Source organism: Reyranella sp., assembly GCF_965279465.1.
In the GTDB taxonomy this organism is placed as follows: domain Bacteria; phylum Pseudomonadota; class Alphaproteobacteria; order Reyranellales; family Reyranellaceae; genus Reyranella.
Genome location: NZ_OZ257242.1, coordinates 4,606,907 through 4,629,312 on the forward strand (window position 1 = coordinate 4,606,907; position 22,406 = coordinate 4,629,312).

General features: G+C 66.6%; 26 protein-coding genes and 1 pseudogene. 15 read left to right on the top strand and 12 right to left on the bottom strand.

Going from position 1 to position 22,406, the window contains the following annotated elements:
• Positions 1-30 precede the first annotated feature (30 nt).
• Both ACQY8M_RS22385 and ACQY8M_RS22390 read left to right on the top strand, forming a co-directional pair.
• The gene (locus ACQY8M_RS22385) at positions 31-369 is read left to right on the top strand and encodes a carboxymuconolactone decarboxylase family protein (RefSeq protein ID WP_428659878.1); all 339 of its coding nucleotides are present in this window, start codon (positions 31-33) and stop codon (positions 367-369) included.
• Positions 366-1,298: a fumarylacetoacetate hydrolase family protein gene (locus ACQY8M_RS22390; RefSeq protein WP_428659880.1), complete on the top strand. Its 933-nt coding sequence runs from the start codon at positions 366-368 to the stop codon at positions 1,296-1,298. The genes ACQY8M_RS22385 and ACQY8M_RS22390 overlap by 4 nt, the downstream gene beginning before the upstream one ends.
• 114 nt (positions 1,299-1,412) lie before the next feature.
• Here the strand turns inward: ACQY8M_RS22390 and ACQY8M_RS22395 are convergent, their stop codons facing one another.
• From ACQY8M_RS22395 to ACQY8M_RS22405, 3 genes are all read right to left on the bottom strand, one after another.
• On the bottom strand, positions 1,413-2,168 hold the full coding sequence (locus ACQY8M_RS22395) for a Hint domain-containing protein (protein WP_428659883.1): 756 nt from the start codon (positions 2,166-2,168) through the stop codon (positions 1,413-1,415).
• A gap of 2 nt (positions 2,169-2,170) precedes the next feature.
• On the bottom strand, positions 2,171-2,362 hold the full coding sequence (locus tag ACQY8M_RS22400) for a hypothetical protein (RefSeq protein WP_428659886.1): 192 nt from the start codon (positions 2,360-2,362) through the stop codon (positions 2,171-2,173).
• A gap of 129 nt (positions 2,363-2,491) precedes the next feature.
• A complete protein-coding gene (locus ACQY8M_RS22405) occupies positions 2,492-2,941 on the bottom strand; it encodes an Hsp20 family protein (RefSeq protein WP_428659889.1) in 450 nt (149 codons plus the stop codon).
• A gap of 337 nt (positions 2,942-3,278) precedes the next feature.
• Between ACQY8M_RS22405 and cysG the strand changes: the two genes are divergently transcribed.
• The 4 genes from cysG to ACQY8M_RS22425 are packed head-to-tail and all read left to right on the top strand — an operon-like array spanning position 3,279 to position 6,987.
• On the top strand, positions 3,279-4,619 hold the full coding sequence (cysG, locus tag ACQY8M_RS22410; protein WP_428659892.1) for a siroheme synthase CysG: 1,341 nt from the start codon (positions 3,279-3,281) through the stop codon (positions 4,617-4,619).
• The gene (locus ACQY8M_RS22415) at positions 4,619-4,933 is read left to right on the top strand and encodes a DUF2849 domain-containing protein (protein ID WP_428659894.1); all 315 of its coding nucleotides are present in this window, start codon (positions 4,619-4,621) and stop codon (positions 4,931-4,933) included. Before cysG ends, ACQY8M_RS22415 begins: the two co-directional genes overlap by 1 nt.
• A complete protein-coding gene (locus tag ACQY8M_RS22420) occupies positions 4,926-6,599 on the top strand; it encodes a nitrite/sulfite reductase (protein WP_428659897.1) in 1,674 nt (557 codons plus the stop codon). Before ACQY8M_RS22415 ends, ACQY8M_RS22420 begins: the two co-directional genes overlap by 8 nt.
• Positions 6,586-6,987: a DUF934 domain-containing protein gene (locus ACQY8M_RS22425; protein ID WP_428659900.1), complete on the top strand. Its 402-nt coding sequence runs from the start codon at positions 6,586-6,588 to the stop codon at positions 6,985-6,987. Before ACQY8M_RS22420 ends, ACQY8M_RS22425 begins: the two co-directional genes overlap by 14 nt.
• 45 nt (positions 6,988-7,032) lie before the next feature.
• On the opposite strand, the gene ACQY8M_RS22430 is transcribed toward ACQY8M_RS22425, so the two are convergent.
• From ACQY8M_RS22430 to ACQY8M_RS22455, 6 genes are all read right to left on the bottom strand, one after another.
• Entirely contained in the window at positions 7,033-7,404 is a 372-nt protein-coding gene (locus ACQY8M_RS22430; protein WP_428659902.1) for a hypothetical protein, read from the bottom strand.
• A 75-nt stretch (positions 7,405-7,479) separates the two neighbouring features.
• Positions 7,480-7,848, bottom strand: a complete 369-nt coding sequence (locus tag ACQY8M_RS22435) for a hypothetical protein (RefSeq protein ID WP_428659905.1) — start codon at positions 7,846-7,848, stop codon at positions 7,480-7,482.
• A gap of 47 nt (positions 7,849-7,895) precedes the next feature.
• Positions 7,896-8,249, bottom strand: coding sequence for a nuclear transport factor 2 family protein (locus tag ACQY8M_RS22440; protein ID WP_428659908.1), 354 nt, complete (start codon positions 8,247-8,249; stop codon positions 7,896-7,898).
• The gene (gene ogt / locus ACQY8M_RS22445) at positions 8,246-8,767 is read right to left on the bottom strand and encodes a methylated-DNA--[protein]-cysteine S-methyltransferase (protein WP_428659910.1); all 522 of its coding nucleotides are present in this window, start codon (positions 8,765-8,767) and stop codon (positions 8,246-8,248) included. Before ogt ends, ACQY8M_RS22440 begins: the two co-directional genes overlap by 4 nt.
• Positions 8,760-9,833, bottom strand: coding sequence for a bifunctional transcriptional activator/DNA repair enzyme AdaA (locus ACQY8M_RS22450; protein WP_428659913.1), 1,074 nt, complete (start codon positions 9,831-9,833; stop codon positions 8,760-8,762). Before ACQY8M_RS22450 ends, ogt begins: the two co-directional genes overlap by 8 nt.
• A gap of 70 nt (positions 9,834-9,903) precedes the next feature.
• The gene (locus ACQY8M_RS22455; RefSeq protein WP_428659915.1) at positions 9,904-10,116 is read right to left on the bottom strand and encodes a hypothetical protein; all 213 of its coding nucleotides are present in this window, start codon (positions 10,114-10,116) and stop codon (positions 9,904-9,906) included.
• Positions 10,117-10,431: 315 nt separating this feature from the next.
• Between ACQY8M_RS22455 and ACQY8M_RS22460 the strand changes: the two genes are divergently transcribed.
• The 3 genes from ACQY8M_RS22460 (at position 10,432) to ACQY8M_RS22470 (ending at position 12,010) form a co-directional block, all read left to right on the top strand.
• The gene (locus tag ACQY8M_RS22460; protein WP_428659918.1) at positions 10,432-11,496 is read left to right on the top strand and encodes a sensor histidine kinase; all 1,065 of its coding nucleotides are present in this window, start codon (positions 10,432-10,434) and stop codon (positions 11,494-11,496) included.
• Positions 11,496-11,759 carry a DUF1488 domain-containing protein gene (locus tag ACQY8M_RS22465; protein WP_428659920.1) on the top strand — a complete coding sequence of 88 codons (264 nt, stop codon included), beginning with the start codon at positions 11,496-11,498 and terminating at the stop codon, positions 11,757-11,759. The genes ACQY8M_RS22460 and ACQY8M_RS22465 overlap by 1 nt, the downstream gene beginning before the upstream one ends.
• Before the next feature lie 86 nt (positions 11,760-11,845).
• The gene (locus tag ACQY8M_RS22470; protein ID WP_428659923.1) at positions 11,846-12,010 is read left to right on the top strand and encodes a DUF3309 family protein; all 165 of its coding nucleotides are present in this window, start codon (positions 11,846-11,848) and stop codon (positions 12,008-12,010) included.
• Between the two features lie 154 nt (positions 12,011-12,164).
• Here the strand turns inward: ACQY8M_RS22470 and ACQY8M_RS22475 are convergent, their stop codons facing one another.
• Positions 12,165-13,622, bottom strand: a complete 1,458-nt coding sequence (locus ACQY8M_RS22475) for an amidohydrolase family protein (RefSeq protein WP_428659926.1) — start codon at positions 13,620-13,622, stop codon at positions 12,165-12,167.
• A 60-nt stretch (positions 13,623-13,682) separates the two neighbouring features.
• On the opposite strand from ACQY8M_RS22475, the gene ACQY8M_RS22480 reads away from it, so the two are divergent.
• The 4 genes from ACQY8M_RS22480 (at position 13,683) to ACQY8M_RS22495 (ending at position 17,600) form a co-directional block, all read left to right on the top strand.
• Positions 13,683-15,248 (top strand): ABC transporter substrate-binding protein, encoded by a 1,566-nt coding sequence (locus ACQY8M_RS22480; protein ID WP_428659929.1) that lies wholly within the window; start codon positions 13,683-13,685, stop codon positions 15,246-15,248.
• A 74-nt stretch (positions 15,249-15,322) separates the two neighbouring features.
• Positions 15,323-15,634: a putative quinol monooxygenase gene (locus tag ACQY8M_RS22485; RefSeq protein WP_428659931.1), complete on the top strand. Its 312-nt coding sequence runs from the start codon at positions 15,323-15,325 to the stop codon at positions 15,632-15,634.
• A 129-nt stretch (positions 15,635-15,763) separates the two neighbouring features.
• On the top strand, positions 15,764-16,174 hold the full coding sequence (locus tag ACQY8M_RS22490) for a nuclear transport factor 2 family protein (RefSeq protein ID WP_428659934.1): 411 nt from the start codon (positions 15,764-15,766) through the stop codon (positions 16,172-16,174).
• A 16-nt stretch (positions 16,175-16,190) separates the two neighbouring features.
• A complete protein-coding gene (locus tag ACQY8M_RS22495; protein WP_428659937.1) occupies positions 16,191-17,600 on the top strand; it encodes an MFS transporter in 1,410 nt (469 codons plus the stop codon).
• Positions 17,601-17,687: 87 nt separating this feature from the next.
• Here ACQY8M_RS22495 and ACQY8M_RS22500 read toward each other — a convergent pair whose 3' ends face one another.
• Together ACQY8M_RS22500 and rpmE are read right to left on the bottom strand one after the other, a co-directional pair.
• Positions 17,688-19,733, bottom strand: coding sequence for a molybdopterin-containing oxidoreductase family protein (locus tag ACQY8M_RS22500; protein WP_428659940.1), 2,046 nt, complete (start codon positions 19,731-19,733; stop codon positions 17,688-17,690).
• A 144-nt stretch (positions 19,734-19,877) separates the two neighbouring features.
• Positions 19,878-20,081: pseudogene (rpmE, locus tag ACQY8M_RS22505) on the bottom strand (50S ribosomal protein L31); the annotation flags it as partial.
• 131 nt (positions 20,082-20,212) lie between these two features.
• On the opposite strand from rpmE, the gene cyaY reads away from it, so the two are divergent.
• Together cyaY and ACQY8M_RS22515 are read left to right on the top strand one after the other, a co-directional pair.
• Positions 20,213-20,530 (top strand): iron donor protein CyaY, encoded by a 318-nt coding sequence (cyaY, locus tag ACQY8M_RS22510; RefSeq protein WP_428659943.1) that lies wholly within the window; start codon positions 20,213-20,215, stop codon positions 20,528-20,530.
• Positions 20,527-22,281, top strand: a complete 1,755-nt coding sequence (locus ACQY8M_RS22515; RefSeq protein ID WP_428659945.1) for an ABC transporter transmembrane domain-containing protein — start codon at positions 20,527-20,529, stop codon at positions 22,279-22,281. The genes cyaY and ACQY8M_RS22515 overlap by 4 nt, the downstream gene beginning before the upstream one ends.
• Positions 22,282-22,406: the final 125 nt, after the last annotated feature.

Consider the following 22,406-nt stretch of genomic DNA (forward strand, 5'->3'; position numbering starts at 1 on the left):
CAACGCTAACGCTCCAATGGGAGGGAAACAATGTCCAAGCCACCGGTATCATCGTCGGCCGCACGCGACGCGCTCCGGGCCTTCGCGCCCAAATTCGTCGGACTTACAGACGATGTGCTGTTTGGCGACGTCTGGGAGCGGCCCGGGCTCTCCAAGCGCGACCGCAGCATGATCACCTGCGCAGCCCTGATTGCGCTCAATCGTACCGAGCAGCAGGTCGGCCATTTCCAGCGCGCGCTCGACAACGGCGTCACGAAGGACGAGATCATCGAGATGATCACCCATCTCGCCTTCTATGGCGGATGGCCGGTGTCGATGTCGGCGGCCAATGTCGCCAAGAAAGTGTTCGAAGGAGGAGACAAGAAGTGAAGATCTGCTATTTCAACGACTATCGCCTGGGCGTCATCAAGGGCGACCAGGTCGTCGATGTGACCGACGCCGTCAAGGACGTCCCGCACCTCGAGGCGCGCGACCTCATCATCGGCCTGATCGCGAAGTGGGACAGCTACAAGGCCAAGGTCGAGAAGGCGGCAAACGAAGGCAAGGGCGTGGCCCTGTCGAGTGTGCGGCTGCGGCCGCCGGTGCCGAAGCCCGGCAACATCGTCTGCATGGCTGTCAACTACATGGAGGACGGAACGCTGCCCCAGAAGCCGGCGATCAATGCCTTCCACAAGGCGGCGACGGCGGTGATCGGCGACGGCGACACGATGGTGCTGCCCGACGTGCCGGCCTCGATCTTCGAGGGCGAGGCGGAGATGGCGCTGGTCATCGGCAAGCGCGCGACGCGCGTGCCGCAGTCCGAGGCGATGAAGTACATCTTCGGCTACACCTGCTTCATCGACGGCTCGGCGCGCGGCCTGCCGCCGCCGGGGAATGTCTTCTTCCAGATGAAGTCGCGCGACACCTTCGCGCCGATCGGTCCCTGCATCGTCACCGCCGACGAGATCGCCGATCCGCAGAACCTCGACATCACGCTTACCAATAACGGGGTGGTGATGCAGAAGTTCAACACCAACGACATGGCGCACCAGATCCCGCGCTGCATCGAATGGGTGTCGTCGATCCACACGCTGGAGCCGGGCGACATCCTTGCCACCGGCACCAATCACCGGGGACTGAATTCCTTCATGGATGGCGACAAGATCGAGCTGACCGTGGAGAAGATCGGCACGCTGAAGTTCAACGTGAAGGACGAGCTGAAGCGGACGTGGGCGCGCACGACGCGCCTGCAGCACAAGGAAAGCGGCAAGGAGGGCGCCCATACGCCCCAGCTCACCGGCAAGTACGCCGCGGGCTGATCCGCATTGCGATCACATCTGCAAGAAGCAATTCCTCCCCGTGCGCAACGCGGGGAGGTGGCGCGTCGATGAACCGATCGACGTGCCGGCGTGAACGGTTGCGGGCGCTACGGGTCAGGCCGCCTGGGCCAGCTCGCGAGCGCGCTCCTCGAGGCCATCGCGGATGATGTCGATCGGCTGGCGCCGGTCGACGATCAATGACAGGGCGCTCCGCACGCGCGAGCGCACTTCGCTCTTGCCACCGTTGAAGCCGAGCAGCGGGACACAGGGCTCGGCCGCCGGCGCGCGGAGCGATTCGCACGGCGCGCCCTCGGCGTCGATCACCTCGTGCCGCTCGAGAGCGATATGGAAGAAGTCGAGCGCGTCCTGGCCGTCGGCCGTCTCGAAGACGATGCTGAGGCCGTTCACCAGATTGCCCGCCGGCACCAGGAAGCCGTCGACGAAGAGGGCATGTGACGCCGTCAGGCACAAATCCGCCTCGGGCACATTCTCACCGAGAGCACCGCGCTTCACGCGAACCGGACGCGATGCGCCGACCCAGGCGCCAGCCTCGCGGTCCAGGGTAAAGCTGTCGACGGCCTTGATCGGCGCGAAGCCGCCGAAGCGCGTCGCCACGACCTCGCCGACAGCCAGGTCTTCGATCGGCCGATAGCCATCGCCGGTCAAAATCCGCGTGCCGCGCAGGAAGCAGCTTCCCCAACCATAATGGTTGCCATTGCCACCATTGCCGTTGCCATTCTGGTTGCCGTTGCCGGGGTCGGCCGATGCCGTTCGGCGCGGAACGACCGAGGCCAGAGCGGCACCCAGCGTGATGCTGGCCGCCTTGAGCGCATTGCGACGCGAGCGGTTGATTTTCACAGCTTTGGACATCTTTACCCCAAACCCATCAGAACCCCGGCCGCCGTTTCGCATGGATCGAGCAAAATTTCCAGATGAATCGCGCTGGTTCGATATCTGGCCGATTGCTCATGCTTGTATGGCAGGGGCGATCGGTGCAGCGGGAACAAATCGACGACCTTGCCACTGTCCTGAAGGCTGCCCGCCTCAGCGTCGTCGTCGGGCATCCCTGGAGCGTTGGGGAGCTGAGAGGAGTCCGATAGACAAGTGTCACACAAAGAAAAGGGCGTCGCAGTTGCCCGCGACGCCCTTCTCCCAGGAGCAGCCTGGCTGCAAGCTGCTTCACTGCATTTCGATCAGTGCGTCAGAGCCGGCTTGCCCGCCTCGGCCTGGATCTCGATGGCGCGGGGCTTCTTCTCTTCCGGGATCTCGCGCTGCAGCTCGATCGTGAGCAGGCCGTTGGCGAGCTTCGCACCCGTGACCTTCACATGGTCGGCGAGCTGGAAGCGGCGCTCGAAGTTACGGCCGGCGATGCCGCGATAGAGGTACTGCTTGTCGCCTTCCGCGTTCGGAGCGGTCTGGCCGGTGACCAGGAGCTCGTTCTCCTTCTGGGTCAGGCCGAGCTCGCTCTCGGCGAAGCCCGCAACCGCCATCACGATCCGGTAGGCGTTGTCGCCGGCCTTCTCGATGTTGTACGGGGGGTAGCCGTTGCCGGCGGTCTGGCCCGCCACATTGTCGAGCAGGTCGAACACACGGTCGAAGCCGACGGTGGCGCGATAGAACGGCGAATAATCGAATCCACGCATTTTAGTCATCCTCCTGTTGAGCGATGTCGAGGTCGCCGCCCCGGGATGGGCGCGGCTGACAGGTCGGAATCTAGGAAGCGCCGGCCCGCCTTCAAGAGGGGCGAAAAGGGCCGAAAAGAGAAAAATTCTGTTCCTGTTGTTCTTCGCAAAAGGATTTGCCGTTCCCGACAAGACCTTCGGAAAACCCGCTCATGGCTTATGTGCGATGAGTCGCCAGATCGAAGGAAGAAGATCGATCGGGAGTTCGCGTCATGACCCAAGGCTCGCTCTGGCTGTTTTCCGTCGCTCAAGGTCTGGGGATGCTGGCCCTCAACGTCGCCCTGCGCGTGCTGGTGTCGTGAAACATCTTCCGCTGTTTTTCGATCTCGAAGGTCGGCGGGTGGTGGTCGTAGGCAAGGGGCCTGCGGCGGACCGGCGGGCCGATCTGGCGCGCTCTGCCGGCGCCGCCGTCTATCAGGTCGACATGGCTTCTGCCGACGAGCTCAAGGGCGCCGCCGCCGTATTCATTGCCACCGGCGATCTCGATCGGGACATCGAAGCCCAGCACGCGGCCAAGGCGGCGGGCGTGCCGGTCAATGTCGCCGACCGGCCAGCGCTCAGCGATTTCATCATGCCGGCGATCGTCGATCGTGGCGATGTCGTGGTGGCGATTTCCTCCGGCGGTTCCTCGCCGACCCTGGCGACGATGTTGCGCGGCCGTATCGAAGCGTCGTTGCCCGAGCGCTTTGGTGCGCTGGCACAGCTTGCCAAGACTTTTCGCGCTCAGGCCAATGCGCTGATTCTCGAGCCGGCGGCACGGCGCGGCTTCTGGCGTCGCCTGGTCGAGGGACCAGCCGCGGGCCTCGCCCTGAGTGGCGATGAGGCGGGGGCTCGCCGTATCGCCCTGAGCGAGCTCGACGCCACCCGCCGCAAGCTGAAGCCGGTCGGCATTGCCCATATCGTCGGCGCGGGTCCGGGCGATCCCGATCTTCTCACCTTGAAGGCCGCCCAGCTCCTGCAGGAGGCCGACGCGATCCTGCACGACGCGCTGGTGCCCGAGGCGATCCTGAAGCGCGCGCGGCGCGATGCCGAGTTCGTCCCGGTCGGCAAGCGCAAGGGCCAGCCGAGCTGGGCCCAGGCCGACATCGAGGCCGAGCTGGTTCGGCGGGTGCGTGCCGGCCAGACCGTCGTACGGTTGAAAGCCGGTGATCCGTTCGTGTTCGGCCGCGGCGCCGAGGAAGTCGATGCCCTGCGCGCCGCCGGCCTGCCGGTCACGGTGGTCCCCGGCATCACGGCCGCGCTAGGGTGCGCGGCTTCCGCCGGCATCCCGTTGACCGATCGCCGCTACGCATCGGCCGTGACCTTCGTCACCGGCCAGAACGCCGACGGCAACGGCCCCGCATGGCCGTCGCTCGCCGTGCAAGGCAACACGCTCGCCATCTACATGGGCGCGACGGAAGCGGCTTCCGTGCGCGATCGTCTGCTGGACGCCGGTGCCGCTCCCGGCATGCCGGTGGCCATCGTCGAGAACGGCACGCGGCCCGACGAACGGGTCACGACCGGCCGTCTGGCCGACCTGGCGCGGCTCGCCGCCACGCATGTATCGGCGCGAGGCGACGCCGGTCCCAGTCTCATCATCGTGGGCGAGGTGGCGGCACGCGCCGCCGTTGCCCGCCAGGCGCTTGCCGAGGTGTCGTAATGGCCAAGAATCTCAGTGGCGACCTGCAGGTCGCCTCCGCCAACCGTCTCGTCGATGGCCTCGTCGTCTACCTCGACGACGCCGGCCAGTGGACGCCGCGCCTCGACCGTGCCGCGCTCGCCCGGGACAAGAACGAGAGCGCGATCCTGCTCGAGCGGGCCCGCGCCGAGGCCTTCTCCGTGGTCGATCCTTTCCTGGTCGCGGTGACCGAGGACGACGACGGCACGATCGAGCCGCTGTCGCTGCGGGAGAAGATCCGTTCCGCGGGCCTTACCTTCGACGCCATTGCCTCCGAGGCCGTCCGCTATGCCTGACACCCATTTCTACCGCTACGACGACTATGACCGGGCGCTGGTCGGCGAGCGGGTCGAGCAGTTTCGCGATCAGGTCCGTCGCCGCATCGCCGGCGAGCTGACCGAGGAGCAGTTCAAGCCGCTGCGCCTCACCAACGGCCTTTATCTGCAGCTCCACGCCTACATGCTGCGCATCGCCATTCCGTACGGCACGCTTTCGTCGCGCCAGCTGCGCAAGCTGGCCGAGATCGCGCGCAAGTACGACCGCGGCTACGGCCACTTCACAACACGCCAGAACCTGCAGCTCAACTGGATCAAGCTCGAGGACGCGCCGGACGCGCTTGCCGCACTGGCCGAAGTCGACATGCATGCCATGCAGACGTCGGGCAACGTGATCCGCAACGTCACCGCCGATCATTTCGCCGGCGCGGCGGTCGACGAGATCGAGGACCCGCGCATCTGGTGCGAGATCGTGCGCCAGTGGTCGACCTTGCATCCGGAGTTCAGCTTCCTGCCGCGCAAGTTCAAGATCGCCATCACCGGCTCGCCCAACGACCGCGCCGCGGTGCGGGTGCATGACGTCGGGTTGCGCTTGTGGAAGAACGACCAGGGTGAGGTCGGCTTCGAGGTGATCGTGGGCGGCGGGCTCGGCCGCACCCCGATGATCGGCAAGACGCTGCGCGAGTTCCTGCCCAAGGACGAGCTGCTCGCCTATCTCGAGGCGACCTTGCGCGTCTACAACCGCTACGGCCGGCGCGACAATCTCTACAAGGCGCGCATCAAGATCCTGGTGCACGAGGTCGGCGTCGAGAAGATGCGCGAGGAGGTCGAGGCCGAATATGCCGCGACCAGGGACAGCGCGTTGAAGCTTGCGCCCGAGACGATCGAGTCGATCGCGCGGCAGTTCGCGCCGCCGCCGCTTCGCCCCAAGCGGACCCGAGTGCCGGAAGTGGAGGCGCTGAGACTCGAGAACCGGGCGTTCGCGCTGTGGCTCAAGTCCAACGTCGCGCCGCATCGCGTGCCGGGCCATGCCATCGTGACCGCATCTCTGAAGCCTGCCGGCGCGCCGCCGGGCGATGCCAGCGCGATCCAGATGGAGGGAGTCGCCGACATCGCCGAGGCCTACAGCCAGGGCGAGCTGCGGGTGAGCCATGAGCAGAACTTGGTGTTCCCGCATGTTGCGATCGAGAGCCTGCCGGAGGTTTACCGCGCGCTCGAGCGGCTGGGCTTCGCCGAGGCCAATATCGGCAAGATCACCGACATCATCGCCTGCCCCGGGCTCGACTACTGCGCGCTGGCCAATGCGCGGTCGATCCCGGTGGCGCAGAGCATCTCGAATCACTTCGCGTCGCTGGCGCGCCAGCACGACATCGGCGACCTCAAGATCAAGATCTCCGGCTGCATCAACGCCTGCGGCCATCATCACGTCGGCCACATCGGCATCCTCGGCGTCGACAAGAACGGCGTCGAACTCTACCAGATCAGCCTCGGCGGCGACGTCGACTTCGGCAGGACGGCGCTCGGCACGATCCTCGGGCCGGCCGTCGAGGCCGACAAGGTCGTCGAGGCCGTCGATGCGCTGGTCGCCACCTATCTCGAGGCTCGCGCCGACGGCGAGCGTTTCGTCGACACCTATCGGCGCATCGGCGCCCGGCCATTCAAGGAGCGCGTCTATGGAAATTCTTAGGGAAGAACCGTTGCCGCCCGAAGTGCCGACGCTCATGCTGCCCAACACCGAGGACGTGCTGAAGCTCGGCGATCGGCTCGACGGGGTGGGACTGATCATTCTCGACTTCCCGAAGTTTACCGACGGCCGCGCCTACACCCAGGCGCGCCTGCTGCGCGAGCGGCTGGGCTATACCGCTGAGCTGCGGGCGGCCGGCGCGGTCCTCATCGATCAGCTGCCGTTCCTGCTGCGCTGCGGCTTCGACTCCTTCTCCAGCACCCAGAAGGGCTTCGGCGAGGCACTGGCCAAGGCGCGCACGCTGTTCAGCGTCGTCTACCAGCCGACCGGCGACGGCCGCGCCACCGCCAACCAACTCCGCCTCAAACGCCGGAACGCCGTCGCGGCGTAGCCTATGAGTTCTTCCGCGCTGCGCTGCGCTCAAGGAGGAACGTGATCACGCTTCGGGTTGCGCTTCGAGCCAGCGCAGGGCTTCGTCGGGGTCGAGGAACGCGCGAGCCGGGCGGCCCGACTTGCCGAGATTGATGAAGCGGGCCGCCATCTCCAAATACTCGGGAGACGGCACGAGGGCGAGCGCGCCGCGTTTCTCGACGGCGGCATAGGCGCTGACCCGCGCAGCCAGCATCATCATGTCGTGGTCATCGTATTTGCCGTAAGCGCCCCGGCCGTCGAACAGCTTGCGGTAGGGCATCGCGTTGTCGACCATTACGGCGTCGGAGAAGCCCTCGATATCGATCAACGAGATCTCACCTTCGGCGCGGGCATGGACGAAGCGTTTGGCGTGATCGATCGTAAAGCGAATCGGCATCGGGCTGGAATCTCGGCGGCTATTATGCCGAGCGTCGGTCCACGAACAACCCGCGATGTCGCGTTCGCGGCGCAGCTAACCCAACGACACGAGCCAGGCGCGCGCTTCCTCGATGGTCGAGAAGAGCCTCATCGGCCGTTGCGCGCCGCCGAGATTCATGAAGCGTTGGAGGATGGCGCTGGCCTTCTTCGTGACCGCCACGGCGGCGACCGGGCCGCGCGGGTCCATAGCGGCATAGGCGCTGACCCGTGCGCCCAGGGTCATGACGTCGTCGTTGGTCAGATCGGGGTCCGCTTCGCGCGCATCGAACAGCTTCGGATAGGGCATCGCGTTCTGCACGACCAGCGCATCGAAGTAGTCCAGGATTTCCGCAAGACGCACGACGCCATACGCCCTCACGGTCACGAAACGCGCGGTATGGTCGATCTCGAACTGGACAGGCACTCCTCGGCTCCCCGGTTCCCCGATCCGGAGAGCAGATTAGCCGATCGTCAGGTGCGCGCCACCTGTGCCGCGACGCACAACCACTGGCCCCCGCGGCGGGCCCAGATGTCCGTATAGCGGCCATTTCCCGCCCGTCCGTCCGGCAGGATGTAGCTGGTCCGGGCGTGAATGATCGCGAAATCGCCCATCACGCGCACGTTCACGTCATGGCAGGCGAGGTTTGCGACCTTGGCCGGAGGCGCGATCTGCTTCAGGAATCCCGCCTTGTCGACCAGGCTGCCATCGGGATTGGTGTTGAGGAAGTCGTCGGACAGGATTTCGCCGAAGCGCTTCACGTCACCGTTCTGGACCGAGGCGATGTACTCACGGTTCAGTTGTTCGAGCGTTTCCCGGTCGCTCATCGTGCCACCCCTTCATGCTTGAGAAGCCATTGCTTTCGCTCGAGCCCGCCGCCGTAGCCGGTCAGGCTGCCGTTAGAGCCGATCACGCGGTGGCAGGGCACGACGATGCTGATCGGGTTCTGGCCGTTGGCCAGACCCGCCGCCCGTACCGCCCTGGGCTTGTCGATGCGGCGCGCGAGCTCGGCATAGGAGATCGTGGTGCCACCCTCGATCTTGCGCAGCGCTTGCCAGACGCTGGTCTGGAAGGGCGTGCCGGTGGTGGCGACCGGCAGGTCGGCCAGCACGCCGATGTCGTCCTTGAAATAGCGCCGCATCGTCGAGCTGAGCCCACTTGGATCGCGCTTCGGCGTCAGCGTGTAGCCGCCCTTGCCGTAATAGCGGTCGAGCAGCAGCGTCATGCGCGCCTCGTGGTCGGTCCAGTCGATGGTGCGCAGCCTTCCGTCGTGATCGGCGATGACGATCAATTCGCCGATCGGCGTCGCGATCCTGTCGATCAGGAAGTCGAGCGGCTCAACCATGGTTGGCCATCCGGAGATGCTGTGCGGCGTAGGCGTGCCACGGTCGCCAGGCCGGTGGCGCATCTGAATCGAGCGAGGCGCCCGTCGTCTCGCGGTCCCAGTCGCCCGGCGCGCGCAGGCCAGGCCGCTTGGCGATCAGCGGCGCGAGCCTGGGGTCGCGCGCGAGATGGCTGCCGATGGTGGCGATGTCGGCACCGAGATCGAACACGCGCTTCACGCGTGCGACAATGGCGGGCAGGGCGCGGACGTCGGGAAACTCGATGGTGACGGCGACGGCGTGGCGTTCCGGCAGATGCGCGACCGCGACATTGCCGGTCTTGCCGTCGAGCTCGATTCGGCGATGCCACTCCCCGTCCTCGATCCATTCGAGCCGCTTGTCGGCACGCAGCCCCAGCGCATCGAGCATGCCGGGCCAGTCGTAGGGCGGACGATAGGAGAGGCGGAGCGTCACGGCATCGCCCACGGTGTGGGCTGCTGGGCTGCCGCCCCGTTTTCCTTTCCTGGCGCGGCGCAGCGCGCTGGGGGGCCGGCCGAACATCTTGCGGAAGATCTCGTTGAAGCGCCGCACGCTGCCGAAGCCGGCCGAAAGCGCGACCTCGGTCATTGGCAGGCGCGTGTCGTGGATCAGGTGCTTGGCGAACAGCACGCGCCGGGTTTGCGCGACGGCGATCGGCGAGGCGCCGAGATGCTGCTGGAACAGCCGCCGCAGCTGGCGGCCGCCGACGCCCAGCCGCTCGGCCAGCGCCTCGACGCCGGCCTCGCTCTCGTCGAGCGCGCCCTCGGCGATCAGTTTCATGGCGCGCGACACGGTGTTGGACGAGCCGCGCCAGAATGCCAGCTCGGGCGCGGTTTCCGGCCGGCAGCGCAGGCAGGGGCGGAAGCCCGCCTCCTGAGCGGCGGCAGCCGAGGCGAAGTAGCGGCAATTCTCGAACTTGGGCGTGCGCGCCGGGCAGATTGGCCGGCAGTAAATTCCGGTCGAGGTCACGCCGACGAAGATGCGGCCGTCGAAACGGGCATCGTGGGTCTGGAAGACCCGATAGCAGGCTTCGCGATCCAGTATTTCCATGCCGGGGATTTTTCCACGGCCGGCGGTCAGACGCTCGCGGTTTTCGGACGCGTATGGCGGAGGCGATTCGTCAGTGGTGGTGCTGGAAATCTTCCAGAGCCTTGATGGCTGCGCGGGATTCCGCTTCAGCCGCCTTCACCTCGGCCAGTTCCTCGACTGTGGCGGCTTCGGCGGAGGTGAGGCTTTTGACGACGGCGGCCATGCTGACCGCGTAGCTCCGCCGTTCCGCACGCGCCGCGGCGTCGACCAGGACTTGTTCTTCTTGTTGTTCCTTAGGCGACATATATCGATCCTCGCGAGGGATGAAAGATGTGAAGGTATTGGGGGGCAACGACTCGTTCGTCACAAAGTTGCGCCCCGACAATCATAAGCTTCCACTGACGATAGAGGTGGACTCCATCGGCCGGTGAGCGCAGGGTCACATCAGCTTGACGCACACTGTCGTGCGTTGGGCCTGTATGCCTTAGGACAAACACGGCCTCGCTCCTTTTCCTCCCCTCGGAGGCCGGGGATCTTCAAAGGTCGTCGGTACCGGCGAATCTGCCCAGCACGGGGGTGCGGCGCGGGCGCGGGTACTTGTCGAATTTGGAGGCATCCCATGAGCGACCCGGACCCGTTCAGCAGTATCGAAGACAGCCGCGCTCTGGCGCAGGCCATCGTGGACACGATTCGAGAGCCGTTGCTCGTGCTCGACAAGGATCTCCGCGTCGTCGCGGCGAGCCGCTCGTTTTATTCGACCTTCAAGATGAACCGCCCCGATGTTCAGGGCCGACCGATCTATGTCCTCGGGAACGGTCAATGGGACATTCCCGAGCTGCGCTTGCTGCTCGACCGCATTCTGCCCCAGCATACCGTGATGGAAGACTACGAGGTCGAGCTCGTCTTCTCGACCATCGGCCGGCGCAACATGGTGCTCAACGCCCGGACGGTGTTCTACGAGGGCAGCGGGCAGGCGCTGATCCTGCTGTCGATCGAGGACATCACGCAGCGGCGTAACCACGAGCGCGGCCTGGCCGACCTGCTGGCGCAGAAGGAGACGCTGCTGCAGGAGATGCAGCACAGGGTCGCCAACAGCCTGCAGATCATCGCGAGCATTCTCCTTCTGAAGGCCCGGACAGTACAGTCCGACGAGACACGGCTGCATCTGCATGACGCTCACCGGCGTGTCATGTCGGTGGCGGCGGTGCAGCAGCACCTGCAGGCCACCGGACACGGCGAGCAATTCCCGATCGCTCCATATCTCTCGCGGCTGTGCGAAACCCTCGCCGCATCGATGATCGGCGAGGAACGCCACGTACGGGTCGAGGTCCAGGCAGGAGAGGCCGACGTCTCGTCGACCAAAGCAGTCAGCATCGGCTTGATCGTCACCGAACTGGTGATCAACGCACTCAAGCACGCCTTCGGCCAACCCTCGGAAACCGGACTGATCGTCGTCTCTTACGAGGTCGCCAAAGCGAGCTGGCGGCTCACGGTTTCGGATGACGGCGTCGGAGCTCCTGCGAGCGGCGCCCATAAGGCGACCGCGGGCCTCGGGACGAGCATCGTCGAGGCGCTCGCCAAGCAGCTCGGCGGTCATGTCGAGATCTCCGGGACGGTGCCCCATGGCATGACGGTGTCGATAACCCACGGGGCCTTTCCGACGCGCCTGCGGGACGCCGCCTGATGGCCCTCGGTTTTCCCAACGAGAGCCGCCACTACGACGAGGCGATGCATGCCGTCCGTTTCTGGGGACATGACGGAGCAATGGAAGCCTCGTTCTTTGTCGGCGAAGAGGCGCTGACGAAGCTTCAGCCCGGCATGCCGACCGACGAGACTGGTCTGTTGGGCGCCTTCGATGCCCATCGTGATGTGATCTACCGGACCGCCATCAAGGTCTACGGCCGCGGCCGCAGGGGGGCGTACGACCTTTTGCCAGCTGATTTCTAGAAAGGCGACGGCCGGAGGGAACGTTCGGGGCGCGAGCGCGTATATCGCGCGCACCGCGTGATCCACCTCGGTCTAAGGAATATGCCATGTCCATCGGCCTCATCGTCGTCATCCTGCTCGTCATTTTCCTGCTCGGCGGCTTCAGCGGCCGGTTCGGCGGCTACGGCTACGGCTATGGCCACGGCGGCATGGGGGTCATCGGCGTGATCCTGATCATCATCGTCATCCTGATGCTGCTCGGACGAATCTAGCGACGCAGAGCGGACCAGAGATTCCTCCCTGGCGAAGCCGGGGAGCTGCCCGAAGGGCGGGGGGGCATGGGCCGCACCGATGCTGTGGCTCATGACCCTCCGTCGCGGATTACCGCGCCACCTCCCCAACTTCGCTGGGGAGGAAAGTTTTGATTCAATCGCCGGAGGACATTCCGAGCGACAGGGGCGAGATCTGGTCGCCAGCGCGCTGCGCGTAATCGATCTTCGGGGCATCCCGGATCATGCGTGCCTGGGCTTCGGCGAGCGTCTCCATCGCGGCCTTCGGATCGAGATGGACGGGCTCGCCCTCGGCCAGCACGACCTCGCCGTCGACCAGCACGGTGCGCACGGCGCGATCGGCGGCGTGGAAGACGAAGGAGCGCAGCGGATCGCGCGCCGGCTGCATCAGTGGATGGTTGATGTCGACCAGCACGATGTCCGCCATCATGCCGGGCGCAAGGGCGCCGATGTCGTCGCGGCCGAGTGCCGCCGCGCCGGCGAAGGTCGCCGCCTCGAAGGCGCCGGCGGTGTCGAGGCTGCGGATGTCCTCGCTCATCAGCCGGCCGGCGACGATCGCCAGCCGCATCTCCTCGATCAGATTGTGCGGCGCGCAGTCGGTGCCCAGCCCGACATTCACACCGCGCGCGCGGTAGCGGCCGACGTGATCCATGGCGAGGCCGTAGCGCGCGAAGGGTTGCGGACAATGCGCCACCGAGGCACCCGACTCGGCGATCAGGTCGAGGTCCTTCGACGTGTGCCAGCGGATCTGCGGATGATCATCGAGCAGGATGCAGTGCGCCAGCACCGTGTCGCTCTTCATCAGGCCGTTGGCGGCGGCCCATTGGATAGGTGTCATGTTGTGGCGACGGATCATCTCGCGCACCTCGACCACGGACTGGCAGATGTGGGTCGAGAAGCCGCGCCCCGACTCGTCGGCATGCTGGCGGCCGGCGGCGAACAGCGCGGGCGTCACCGTGTCGATCTGCGCCGGAAAGACCATCGCATCGAGCCGCCGCGAATTGTGTGCCTCGGCGTCATCCATCACACGCTTGGCGGTCTCGAACTCGGCCAGGCCGCGCGCCTCGTCCCATTTCCAGGTGACGGTCTGCGGCGCGCTCATGCCCCAACGCGCCGAGGCGAAAGTCGGCGCCGCGTAGAAGCGCATGCCGCTTTGTGCCATGGTCTCGAGCCAGCCGTCGAACGGCACCGTGACGTCGCACGCCATCGTCGTGCCGGCCCGCATCATCTCGGAGTAGGCGAGGGTGGCGGCCGCCTGGCGTCCGTCGTTGCCCAGGCGAAAGGCCTGCAGCCGCTCCATCAGCCCGGTCATCTGCTGCTCGGGCACGCCATGGTCCTCGCGCACGCCGCGATAGCCGGGCTCGGTCGACGGATGGGAGTGGATGTTGATCAGGCCGGGCAGGGCGAGCATGCCCGTGCCGTCGATCACCTCCTCGCCCGGGCCGGAGGGACGCGCACCGGCCGGCGTGATTTCCGTGATCTTGCTGTCCTTGAGGTGGATATCGACCTCGCGGCGATAGACATGGCGCCGTGCCGCGCCGTCGCGCACGACGGCCCACGACAGGTTCCGGATCGATTGCGGTCGAGACGCCATTCACTCCCCCACGGGCATGCCGATTGCATAGTCGCTGAGGGGCCGAGGGAGGACAAGCCGATGCGCGCTTTGGTTCGGATTCTGACCGCGATCGCGGTGCTGCTGGCGGCGGGCACGGCGTCGGCGCAGTCGACATTGCGCGTGGTCATGCTGTCGGATCTCAAGATCCTCGATCCGATCTGGACCACGGCCTACATCGTGCGCGACCACGGCTACATGGTCTACGACACGCTGCTGGCGATGGACGCCGAGCTCAACGTCAAGCCGCAGATGGCGGACTCGTGGACGGTGAGCGACGACAAGCTGACCTACACCTTCGTGCTGCGCGACGGGCTCAGGTTTCACGACGGCCAGCCGGTGACGGCGGACGATTGCGTCGCCTCGCTCAAGCGCTGGGGCGCGCGCGACGCCATGGGCCAGAAGCTCATGCAGTTCACGAAGGAACTGGCGGTCGTCGATGCCAAGACCTTCGCGCTGATCCTGAAAGAGCCGTACGGCATGGTGCTCGAATCGCTGGGCAAGCCCAGCTCGTCGGTGCCGTTCATCATGCCCAAGCGCATCGCCGAGACGCCGCCGGAGAAGCAGATATCCGAGTTCATCGGTTCGGGCCCGTTCGTCTTCAAGAAAGAGCTGTGGCGGCCGGGCGAGAAGGTGGTCTACGAGAAATTCGCCGACTACAAGCCGCGGCCCGAGCCGGCGTCCGGCCTGGCCGGCGGCAAGATCCCCTATCTCGATCGCGTCGAATGGGTGGTGCTGCCCGACAAGCAGACCTCGATCAATGCGCTGATCGCGGGCGAGATCGACATGATGCAGCAGCCGCCGTTCGACATGCTGCCGCTGCTCGAGGCGAGCAAGGGCGTGAAGATCGTCGACCTCAATCCGCTCGGCACCCACTTCGCCTTGCGCTTCAACACGCTGCACAAGCCGTTCGACGATCCGCGGATCCGGCAGGCGGTGCTCTATGCGCTGAGCCAGAAGGACTCCCTTGCCGCCGGCGTCGGCAATCCGAAGTTCGAGAAGGAGTGCAAGGCGCTGTTCGGCTGCGGCACGCCGCTCGCGACCCTCAAAGGGTGGGAGGACAAGCTCAATGGCGACGCGGCCAAGTCGAAGGAACTGCTCAAGGCCGCCGGCTATGACGGCTCGCCGGTCGTGCTGCTCCATGCAACGGATACGTCGGCCGGCGTGTTGGCGCCGGTCGCCAAGGCGGCGCTCGAGCGCGGCGGCTTCAAGGTCGAGATGATCGCGACGGATTGGCAGACCGTCCTGGCGCGGCGCTCGCGCAAGGAGCCGCCGTCAGCCGGTGGCTGGTCGGCCTTCACGACGACGCTGGCGACCACCGATATCCTCGATCCCGTCGTCTCCTTCTTCGCCGGCGCGGCGTGCGAGAAGGCGTCGATCGGTTGGCCGTGCGACGAAAAGATCGAGAAGCTGCGCGACGACTTCGCGCGCACCACCGATCCGGCCAAGCGCAAGGAGATTGCCGAGACGCTGCAGGTGCGGCTGTCCGAGTATCCGACCTACGTGCCGCTCGGCCAGTTCAACATGCCGGTCGCGATGCGCACCAACGTGTCGGGTAACATGGAAGCGCCGGCGACGGTGTTCTGGAACGTGAAGAAAGCGCCCTGAGCGCTTCGGCGCCGGCCGAAACGACGGCGGGCGCGTCAGACCTATATCCCTCCCGTCACCAACAGGAGGGTCCCATGGCCGATATCAATACGCTGAAGAGCGGACTCATCGTCACCGCATTCTGGGAAGCCCAGCCCGGTGAGGTCGACGCGCTCGTCGGCATCATCAAGAAGTTCCAGCCGCAGGCCCAGGCCGAGCCCGGCGTGCTCGCCTTCCAGATCCACCAGTCGCTCATCGAGCCGACGAAGTTCTTCTTCTACGAAGTCTTCCGGGACGAGGCGGCATTCGCCGAGCACAGCCAGTCGACGCACTTCAAGACCCTGATCCTCGAGCAGGCCGTCCCGAAGCTCGCCAAGCGCGAGCGAGCGCAGCACCGGTTCGTTTGATCCTGCTCTTCCGGATCGCGAGCGTTCCGCTCGCTCAGGCTCATGCGGGAGCGAGATGCTCGCGGCCCAGAAGACGTTGAGTCCGAAAGTCGCCAGCCGGTCATTGCTGCAAGGATTATCGAAGCGGCCATGACCGACATTGAAATCCAAGACTTCATCACCCGCTTCGCCGCCGCGTGGGCCTCGCGTGACGGCGAGGCGTTTCTCGCGCTGTGGCATCCTGATGGCGTGCTGCACTCGCCGCTCTACGACCGGCCGGTCCTCGGTAAAGAGCTCGGCCGGCTCACCGAGCTCGTGAAGGAGCGCGCGCCCGACAGTGTGTGGCAGCTGCTCGACTGGACGGCGCGTGGCGACACGGTGATCGTCGAATGGCAGAACACGCGCACCGCTGGCGGGCGGCGTTTCGACTGGCGCGGCGTCGACAAGTTCCGTTTGCGCGACGGGAAGATCGCAGAAGAGCGCGTGTATATGGACACAGCGCCCCTTCGCGCGGCAGCGGAAGGCCTTACTCCAACTCCGGTGATAGCGCTCCCAGCCTGAGGCATAGTCCGCGCCCATGAAAGAGGGCGTGGAGGAACGACAGGGCTGGGGCGTGCTGCTTCGGCGCGAATGGCTGGCAGCTCTTGCCGTGCTGCTGGGCGGCATCCTGCTGCATTCGATGAACGTGCTGATGCTGGCCACCGTGCTGCCGACCATCGTCGGCGAGTTGGGCGGTGCCGCGCTGATGAGCCTGCCGAGCACTGCGTTCCTGGCCTCGTCGATCGTCGCGGCGACCTGCGCCGGGCTGATCACGGCGACCTTCGGCGCGCGCAACACCTACTGCACCGGCGCGGCCATCTTCAGTGCCGGCGCCGTGCTCATCTCGCTCGCGCCGGCGATGGGCTGGGTGATCGCGGGCCGCTTCGTGCAGGGCTTCGGCGGCGGCCTGATCGCGGGCGTCGCCTACGTTCTGGTCCGCTCGACCTTTCCCGAGGCGGCCTGGGCGCGCGCCATCTCGCTGCTCTCGGGCATGTGGAGCGTCTCGATCCTGGTCGGTCCGCTGGTCGGCGGCGTGTTCGCGCGCTACGGCCACTGGCGCGGCGCGTTCGTGGCCGTTTCGGTAATTGCCGTCGTGCTGACCGTGGGCGCTTTCCGATGGCTGCCGTCCACGCGCCCCGTGACGACGGGGAGGGCGCGCTTTCCCGGTGTGCGTCTCGCCTTCATCTGCGCGGCGATTGCCAGCGCCTCGTCGGCTGCCGTCACGTCGCTGCCGCTCGCCAAGGCCGGCCTGATCGCGCTGGCCGTCGCTCTGCTCGCGGCGATGTTGCGGCTCGACCGCAAGGCGTCGGCGCCGCTGCTCCCGAGCGACGCCTTCTCCCTCTCGACGCCGACCGGAGTCGGCATGTGGCTGATCCTGCTGGTGGCCGTCGCCTACAGCCCGCTGCAGATCTTCATCCCGATCTTTCTGCAGAGCCTGCACGGCCTCGATCCGCTGTCGGCGGGTTACGGCGTGGCTTGCGCCTCGCTCGGGTGGACAGCAGCAGCGCTGCTGGCGGCGGGAGCACCCGAGGTGTGGCGCGCCCGCTTCATTCTGATCGGCCCGCTCACGATGGCCGTGTCGCTTGTCGCGGCGGGCCTGTTCGCCGATAGCGTCCTGCTCGTGCTCTACCTTGCGATCTTCGGGATCGGCGTCGGCATCGGCGTCTGCTGGGCATTCGTCGCGCAACGCATCATGAGCGGCGCCCGCAAGGGCGACGAGGCGATCGCCGCGTCGTCGGTCCCCACGATGCAGCAGATGGGCTTCGCCCTCGGCGCCGCGCTCTCGGGGCTCGCGGCCAACACGGCCGGCTTCGCTGTCGGATTGCCGCATGAGGCAATGGCGCATGTGGCGTTCGTCGTGCCGGTCTGTTTCGCGGTGTCGGCCGCCATCGGCTGCGTGGTGGCGCTGCGGTTGAACGCACTCGCGGCGCAAACCCTGTCGTCCTGAGCGTAGCGAAGGACCTCACGCCCGCTTCAGAGAACGCCTTTTGACTTGGCGCTAGGTCCTTCGCTGCGCTCAGGACGACAGAAATTTCTACTCCGCGGCTTGTACACCCTGCCACGCTCCGACATCGAGAAAGGTGCTCTGATACGTGGCACCCTCGCCCATGTCGGTGTAACGGTCGGAGCACAGCATGTTGATCGTGCCGCTGACCGCCTCGCCGATCGGGCGTTGGCCGGGCACGAGCACGACGCCGGGCTGGATCTCGTCGCTGATGCGCAAGATCAGGCCGATCTCGCCGCGGTCGTTGAACAGGCGGACGGTGGCGCCGTCGGCGAGGTTGCGCGCGGCGGCGTCCTCGGGATGCAGGATGCAGAACGGCTTGCCCTCGCGCTGGCGCAGGAAGCCGACACCCGAGAACGCCGTGTGCGCCTGGAAGTAGCCGGGCGCGGTGAGCAGACGGAGCGGCCACCGGGCGGCGTCGGCCACTTCGATCGGATCCGGGTTCCAGTCGGGCACGGGCGAGAGGCCCATGTTGGCGAGCTGCTCGGAGAAGAATTCGAGCTTGCCCGACGGCGTGGCGAAGGGCTGGCCCTTCCAGTCGTGCTTGATGTGGATGGGCTCGCCGGCGAAGAGCTTCGCGGGCTCGGCCTTGGAGGCCGGGCCTGTCGAGCCCTTGAACAGCTCCTTCGCCGCGTCCTCGGGCGACAAGGTGAAGATGGTGTCGGTCAGGCCCATGCGCTGGGCGAGCGCCTGCGCCACGTCGAAGTTGGAACGAGCCTCGCCGCGTGGCTTGGCGGCCTGGCGGCCCCATTGCATCCAGTAGGCACCGTAGGCCCGGTAGAGATCGTCGGTCTCGAGATAGCTCGCCGCCGGCAGCACGATGTCGGCGAACTTTGCCGTGTCGGTCAGGAAGGGATCGTGCACCACGGTGAACAGGTCCTCGCGCATCAAGCCCTTCTGCACCTTGTGCACCTCGGGACACGTCACCGCCGGGTTGTTGGCGGAGACGTAAAGCGCGCGGATCGGCGGGTCCTTCATGTTGAGCAGCTCTTCGCCCAGCCGCAGATGGTTCACCATGCGCGAGCTCGCCGGGCCCGACGGCTTGCGCACCGCGCCGTAGTTGAGATCGCACGATGCCGCGGTGAGGAGGAGGGCGCCGCCGCCCTTCGCGGCATAATGACCGGTGACGCCCGGCAGCAGCACGACGGTGCGCAGCGCCTGGCCGCCATTCGCGAGCCGGGTCATGCCCTCGCCGAGACGAATGAGGGCGGCCTTCGCATTGCCGTACATCGCTGCAAGCTTCTCGATGTCGGCGACCGCCAGGCCGGTGATCTCTGCCGTCTTCGCCGGCGTGAACTTCGGCAGGATGTCGCGCTCGACCCGGTCGAAGCCGATGGTGTGGCTGGAGAGATAGTTGCGATCGGCGAGCTTGTCGCGCACTAGGATGTGCATCACGCCGAGTGCGAGGGCGGCGTCGGTGCCGATGCGGATCGGCAGGTAGAGATCGGCCGCCTTGGCGCTGCGCGTGCGGCGCGGATCGATCACCACCACAGGAAGGGCGCGCGCCTTCTTGGTGTGCTCGACCAGCGACCAGAAGTGGACGTTGGTCGCGGCGAGATCGGCGCCCCACGAGATCACCAGGTCGGAATGCACGACGTCCTCCGGATCGGCGCCGCCGACCGGGCCGACCGTGACGTTCCAGGCTTCCTCGCAGCAGGTGTCGCACACCGTGCCGGCCTGCAGCCGCGAGGTGCCGAGCGCATGGAACAGGCCGTTCACCAGGCCGCGGTTCATCAGCCCCTGATGGGCGGAGTAGGCGTAGCCCAGGATCGCCTGCGGCCCGCTCTCGGCGATGATCGCCTTCCACTTCGAGGTGATCTCGTCGAGCGCCTCGTCCCAGGTGATCGACTTGAATTGGCCCGCGCCCTTGGGACCGGTGCGCTTCAGCGGCGTGGCGATGCGCTCGGGCGAATTCACCAGGTCGGCGTCGCGGTTGACCTTCCCGCAGGCGAAGCCCGCCGTGTAGGGATGGTCGGGATCGCCCTGCACGCGCACGACCTTGCCGTCCTCGACGCTCGCGATCAGCGAGCACATGTCGGGGCAATCGTGCGCACAAACGACTCGAACGGATGTCACCAGACCGTCTCCCCAAATTCCGGAAACGGTACTGTAGCAGAGGCGGGCCGAAGCCCCGCCTTAGTTCTTCTTGGCGGCGTCCTTAGCGGGCGTCGCGGGCGCGGCGGCGGCAGGCTTGCTGGCCGACCGGGAGCCCGCGCCGGCGCCGAAGCGATCCTTGAAGCGCTGCACGCGGCCGCCGCGATCGATGCTCTGGCGCACGCCGGTCCATGCCGCATGGGTCTTGGGGTCGATATCGAGACGCATCTGTGCGCCTTCCTTGCCCCAGGTCGACCGCGTCTCGAAGGACGTGCCGTCCGTCATCAACACGGTGATCTTGTGGTAATCCGGGTGGATCTTGTCTTTCATCACCAACTCCTGCGCCTTTAAGGGGCCGATTCCGACCGGCCCGGGCGATAAGGCGGCGGGTATACAGGCCCGACGCTGCGTCTACAAGCCGGTTGTCCGGCCCCGGCCGGGCCTGTAGACCGGCTTCGCCCATGACCGAGCCAGTGACCGAGCAAGCCTTCGCAAGCCTCGCCGACAGCCTGTTGGAGTCCCTCGAGGAAGCCATCGGCACCGAGGGCGACGCGGAGCTGCAGGGCGGCGTGCTGACCGTACAAGGCGACGCCGGCACCTGGCTGGTCAATAAACATGCACCCACGCGGCAAATCTGGCTGAGCTCGCCCAAGTCGGGCGCCCGGCATTATGCGTTCGACAATGAGTCGGGCCTGTGGAAGGACACGCGCGGCGCGGGCGACCTGCTGTCGACCCTGTCGGACGAGCTGGGCGTCGCCCTGGAATGGCGGCCCGCATGAACCGTTTCGCCGGCCTGGCGTTGCTCGGGCCGTATCTTCGGCCGCATCGCGGCCGGCTGGTGTTGGCCCTGCTGTCGTTGCTGGTGGCGGCGGGAACGGTGCTGGCCTTCGGCGCCTGCCTGCGCGCCCTGATCGACCGCGGCTTCGCGCAAGGCCGTCCGGACATCCTGAATTACGCGCTGGCCTCGCTGCTGGTCGTGGCCCTGGTGCTGGCGATCGCCTCGGGCACGCGCTTCTATCTGGTGTCGTGGCTCGGCGAGCGGGTGGTCGGCGACCTGCGGCGCGATCTTTTCGCGCATGTCGTGCGGCTCGGCCCTGCCTGGTTCGAGATCAAGCGCTCGGGTGATGTGATGAGCCGCATCTCCTCGGATGCGCAGCTGATCGAGCAGGTGATCGGCTCCTCCGCCTCGGTGGCGCTGCGCAACACGCTGATGTGCGTCGGCGGCATCGTCATGCTCGTCGTCACCAATCCGAAGCTGGCCCTTTGGGTGCTGGCACTGGTGCCGATCGTGGTGGCGCCGATCATCATCTTCGGCCGCAAGGTGCGGAAGCTGTCGCGCGAGGCCCAGGCGCGCGTCGCCGACATGGTCTCGGAAGGTGGCGAGACCCTCGACGCCGTGCGCACCGTCCAGGCCTTCGCGCAGGAGGGCCGCGCCGGCGAACGGTTTGCGCAGGCCACCGAGCGCGCGTTCGATGCCGCCATCGCCCGCACCGGCCAGCGCGGGTTGATGACCACGCTGGTGATCTTCATCGTTTTCGCCGCGGTCGGCTTCCTGCTCTGGATGGGCGGCCAGGACGTGATCGCGGGCGAGATCTCGGCGGGCGACCTGTCCGCTTTCGTGTTCTATGCCGTGCTGGTGGCAAGCTCGGGCGGCGCGATCAGCGAGACGATCGGCGACCTGCAGCGCGCCTCGGGCGCGGCCGAACGCCTGGCCGAGCTGCGTGCCGAGCAGCCGGTCATCCTGGAGCCGGTGCAGGCCAAGGTCCTGCCCAAGCCGGGACAAGGGGCGGTGGCCTTCGAGGACGTGTCGTTCCGCTATCCCACACGGCCGGAATCGCTGGCACTCGACGGCTTCGACCTCAGGATCGCGCCGGGCGAGACGGTGGCGATCGTCGGACCGTCGGGGGCGGGCAAGACGACGGTCTTCAACTTGCTGCTCCGCTTCTACGACCCCGAGAAGGGCGCAATCCGTCTTGACGGCGTCAATATCCGGGACCTGCGCCTAGCCGACCTGCGGCAGGCCATGGCGATTGTCCCGCAGGAGCCGGTGCTGTTCACCGCCAGCGTCGCCGAGAACATCCGTTATGGCCGGCCCGACGCGAGCGACGCGGAGGTGAAGGAGGCGGCTGCCGCGGCCTCGGCGCTGGCCTTCATCGAGGCGCTGCCGCAGGGCTTCGCGACCGATCTCGGCACACGTGGTGTGCGCCTGTCCGGCGGACAACGGCAGCGCATCGCCGTGGCCCGGGCGCTCCTCTGCGATCCTGTCGTCCTGCTGCTCGACGAAGCGACCAGCGCCCTCGACGCCGAGAGCGAGCTTGCTGTCCAGCAGGCGCTCGACCGAGCAATGCACCGGCGCACGACGCTGGTGATCGCCCACCGGCTGGCGACAGTTCAGAAGGCCGATCGGATCGTGGTCGTCGATGGCGGCCGGGTGGTCGATGTCGGCACCCACGCCGAGCTGGTTCGCCGCGGCGGGCTTTATGCCCGGCTGGCCGAGCTGCAGTTCAACATCTCGGCGGCGGCCAGTTGATCCTGGCAACGTGACTAACGTCGGCTGCCGACAGGCCGGCGTATTTATCTCGAACTTCTTTTTCTGTTGAATAACAGTCTATTGAGATGTATTCCTCTAGCGATAGTTAAGCTGAAGTCGGCACT

Coding starts and splice junctions, on each gene's coding strand:
- cyaY (WP_428659943.1), top strand. CDS start 20,213: ATGACCGAGCCAGTGACCGAGCAAGCCTTCGCAAGCCTCGCCGACAGC.
- ACQY8M_RS22495 (WP_428659937.1), top strand. CDS start 16,191: ATGAAAGAGGGCGTGGAGGAACGACAGGGCTGGGGCGTGCTGCTTCGG.
- ACQY8M_RS22475 (WP_428659926.1), bottom strand. CDS start 13,622: ATGGCGTCTCGACCGCAATCGATCCGGAACCTGTCGTGGGCCGTCGTG.
- ACQY8M_RS22450 (WP_428659913.1), bottom strand. CDS start 9,833: ATGGAAATACTGGATCGCGAAGCCTGCTATCGGGTCTTCCAGACCCAC.
- ACQY8M_RS22395 (WP_428659883.1), bottom strand. CDS start 2,168: ATGTCCAAAGCTGTGAAAATCAACCGCTCGCGTCGCAATGCGCTCAAG.
- ACQY8M_RS22515 (WP_428659945.1), top strand. CDS start 20,527: ATGAACCGTTTCGCCGGCCTGGCGTTGCTCGGGCCGTATCTTCGGCCG.
- ACQY8M_RS22385 (WP_428659878.1), top strand. CDS start 31: ATGTCCAAGCCACCGGTATCATCGTCGGCCGCACGCGACGCGCTCCGG.
- ACQY8M_RS22485 (WP_428659931.1), top strand. CDS start 15,323: ATGGCCGATATCAATACGCTGAAGAGCGGACTCATCGTCACCGCATTC.
- ACQY8M_RS22430 (WP_428659902.1), bottom strand. CDS start 7,404: ATGCCGATTCGCTTTACGATCGATCACGCCAAACGCTTCGTCCATGCC.
- ACQY8M_RS22440 (WP_428659908.1), bottom strand. CDS start 8,249: ATGAGCGACCGGGAAACGCTCGAACAACTGAACCGTGAGTACATCGCC.
- ACQY8M_RS22400 (WP_428659886.1), bottom strand. CDS start 2,362: ATGCCCGACGACGACGCTGAGGCGGGCAGCCTTCAGGACAGTGGCAAG.
- ACQY8M_RS22490 (WP_428659934.1), top strand. CDS start 15,764: ATGACCGACATTGAAATCCAAGACTTCATCACCCGCTTCGCCGCCGCG.
- ogt (WP_428659910.1), bottom strand. CDS start 8,767: ATGGTTGAGCCGCTCGACTTCCTGATCGACAGGATCGCGACGCCGATC.
- ACQY8M_RS22420 (WP_428659897.1), top strand. CDS start 4,926: ATGCCTGACACCCATTTCTACCGCTACGACGACTATGACCGGGCGCTG.
- ACQY8M_RS22455 (WP_428659915.1), bottom strand. CDS start 10,116: ATGTCGCCTAAGGAACAACAAGAAGAACAAGTCCTGGTCGACGCCGCG.
- ACQY8M_RS22415 (WP_428659894.1), top strand. CDS start 4,619: ATGGCCAAGAATCTCAGTGGCGACCTGCAGGTCGCCTCCGCCAACCGT.
- ACQY8M_RS22470 (WP_428659923.1), top strand. CDS start 11,846: ATGTCCATCGGCCTCATCGTCGTCATCCTGCTCGTCATTTTCCTGCTC.
- ACQY8M_RS22425 (WP_428659900.1), top strand. CDS start 6,586: ATGGAAATTCTTAGGGAAGAACCGTTGCCGCCCGAAGTGCCGACGCTC.
- ACQY8M_RS22465 (WP_428659920.1), top strand. CDS start 11,496: ATGGCCCTCGGTTTTCCCAACGAGAGCCGCCACTACGACGAGGCGATG.
- ACQY8M_RS22460 (WP_428659918.1), top strand. CDS start 10,432: ATGAGCGACCCGGACCCGTTCAGCAGTATCGAAGACAGCCGCGCTCTG.
- ACQY8M_RS22405 (WP_428659889.1), bottom strand. CDS start 2,941: ATGCGTGGATTCGATTATTCGCCGTTCTATCGCGCCACCGTCGGCTTC.
- ACQY8M_RS22480 (WP_428659929.1), top strand. CDS start 13,683: ATGCGCGCTTTGGTTCGGATTCTGACCGCGATCGCGGTGCTGCTGGCG.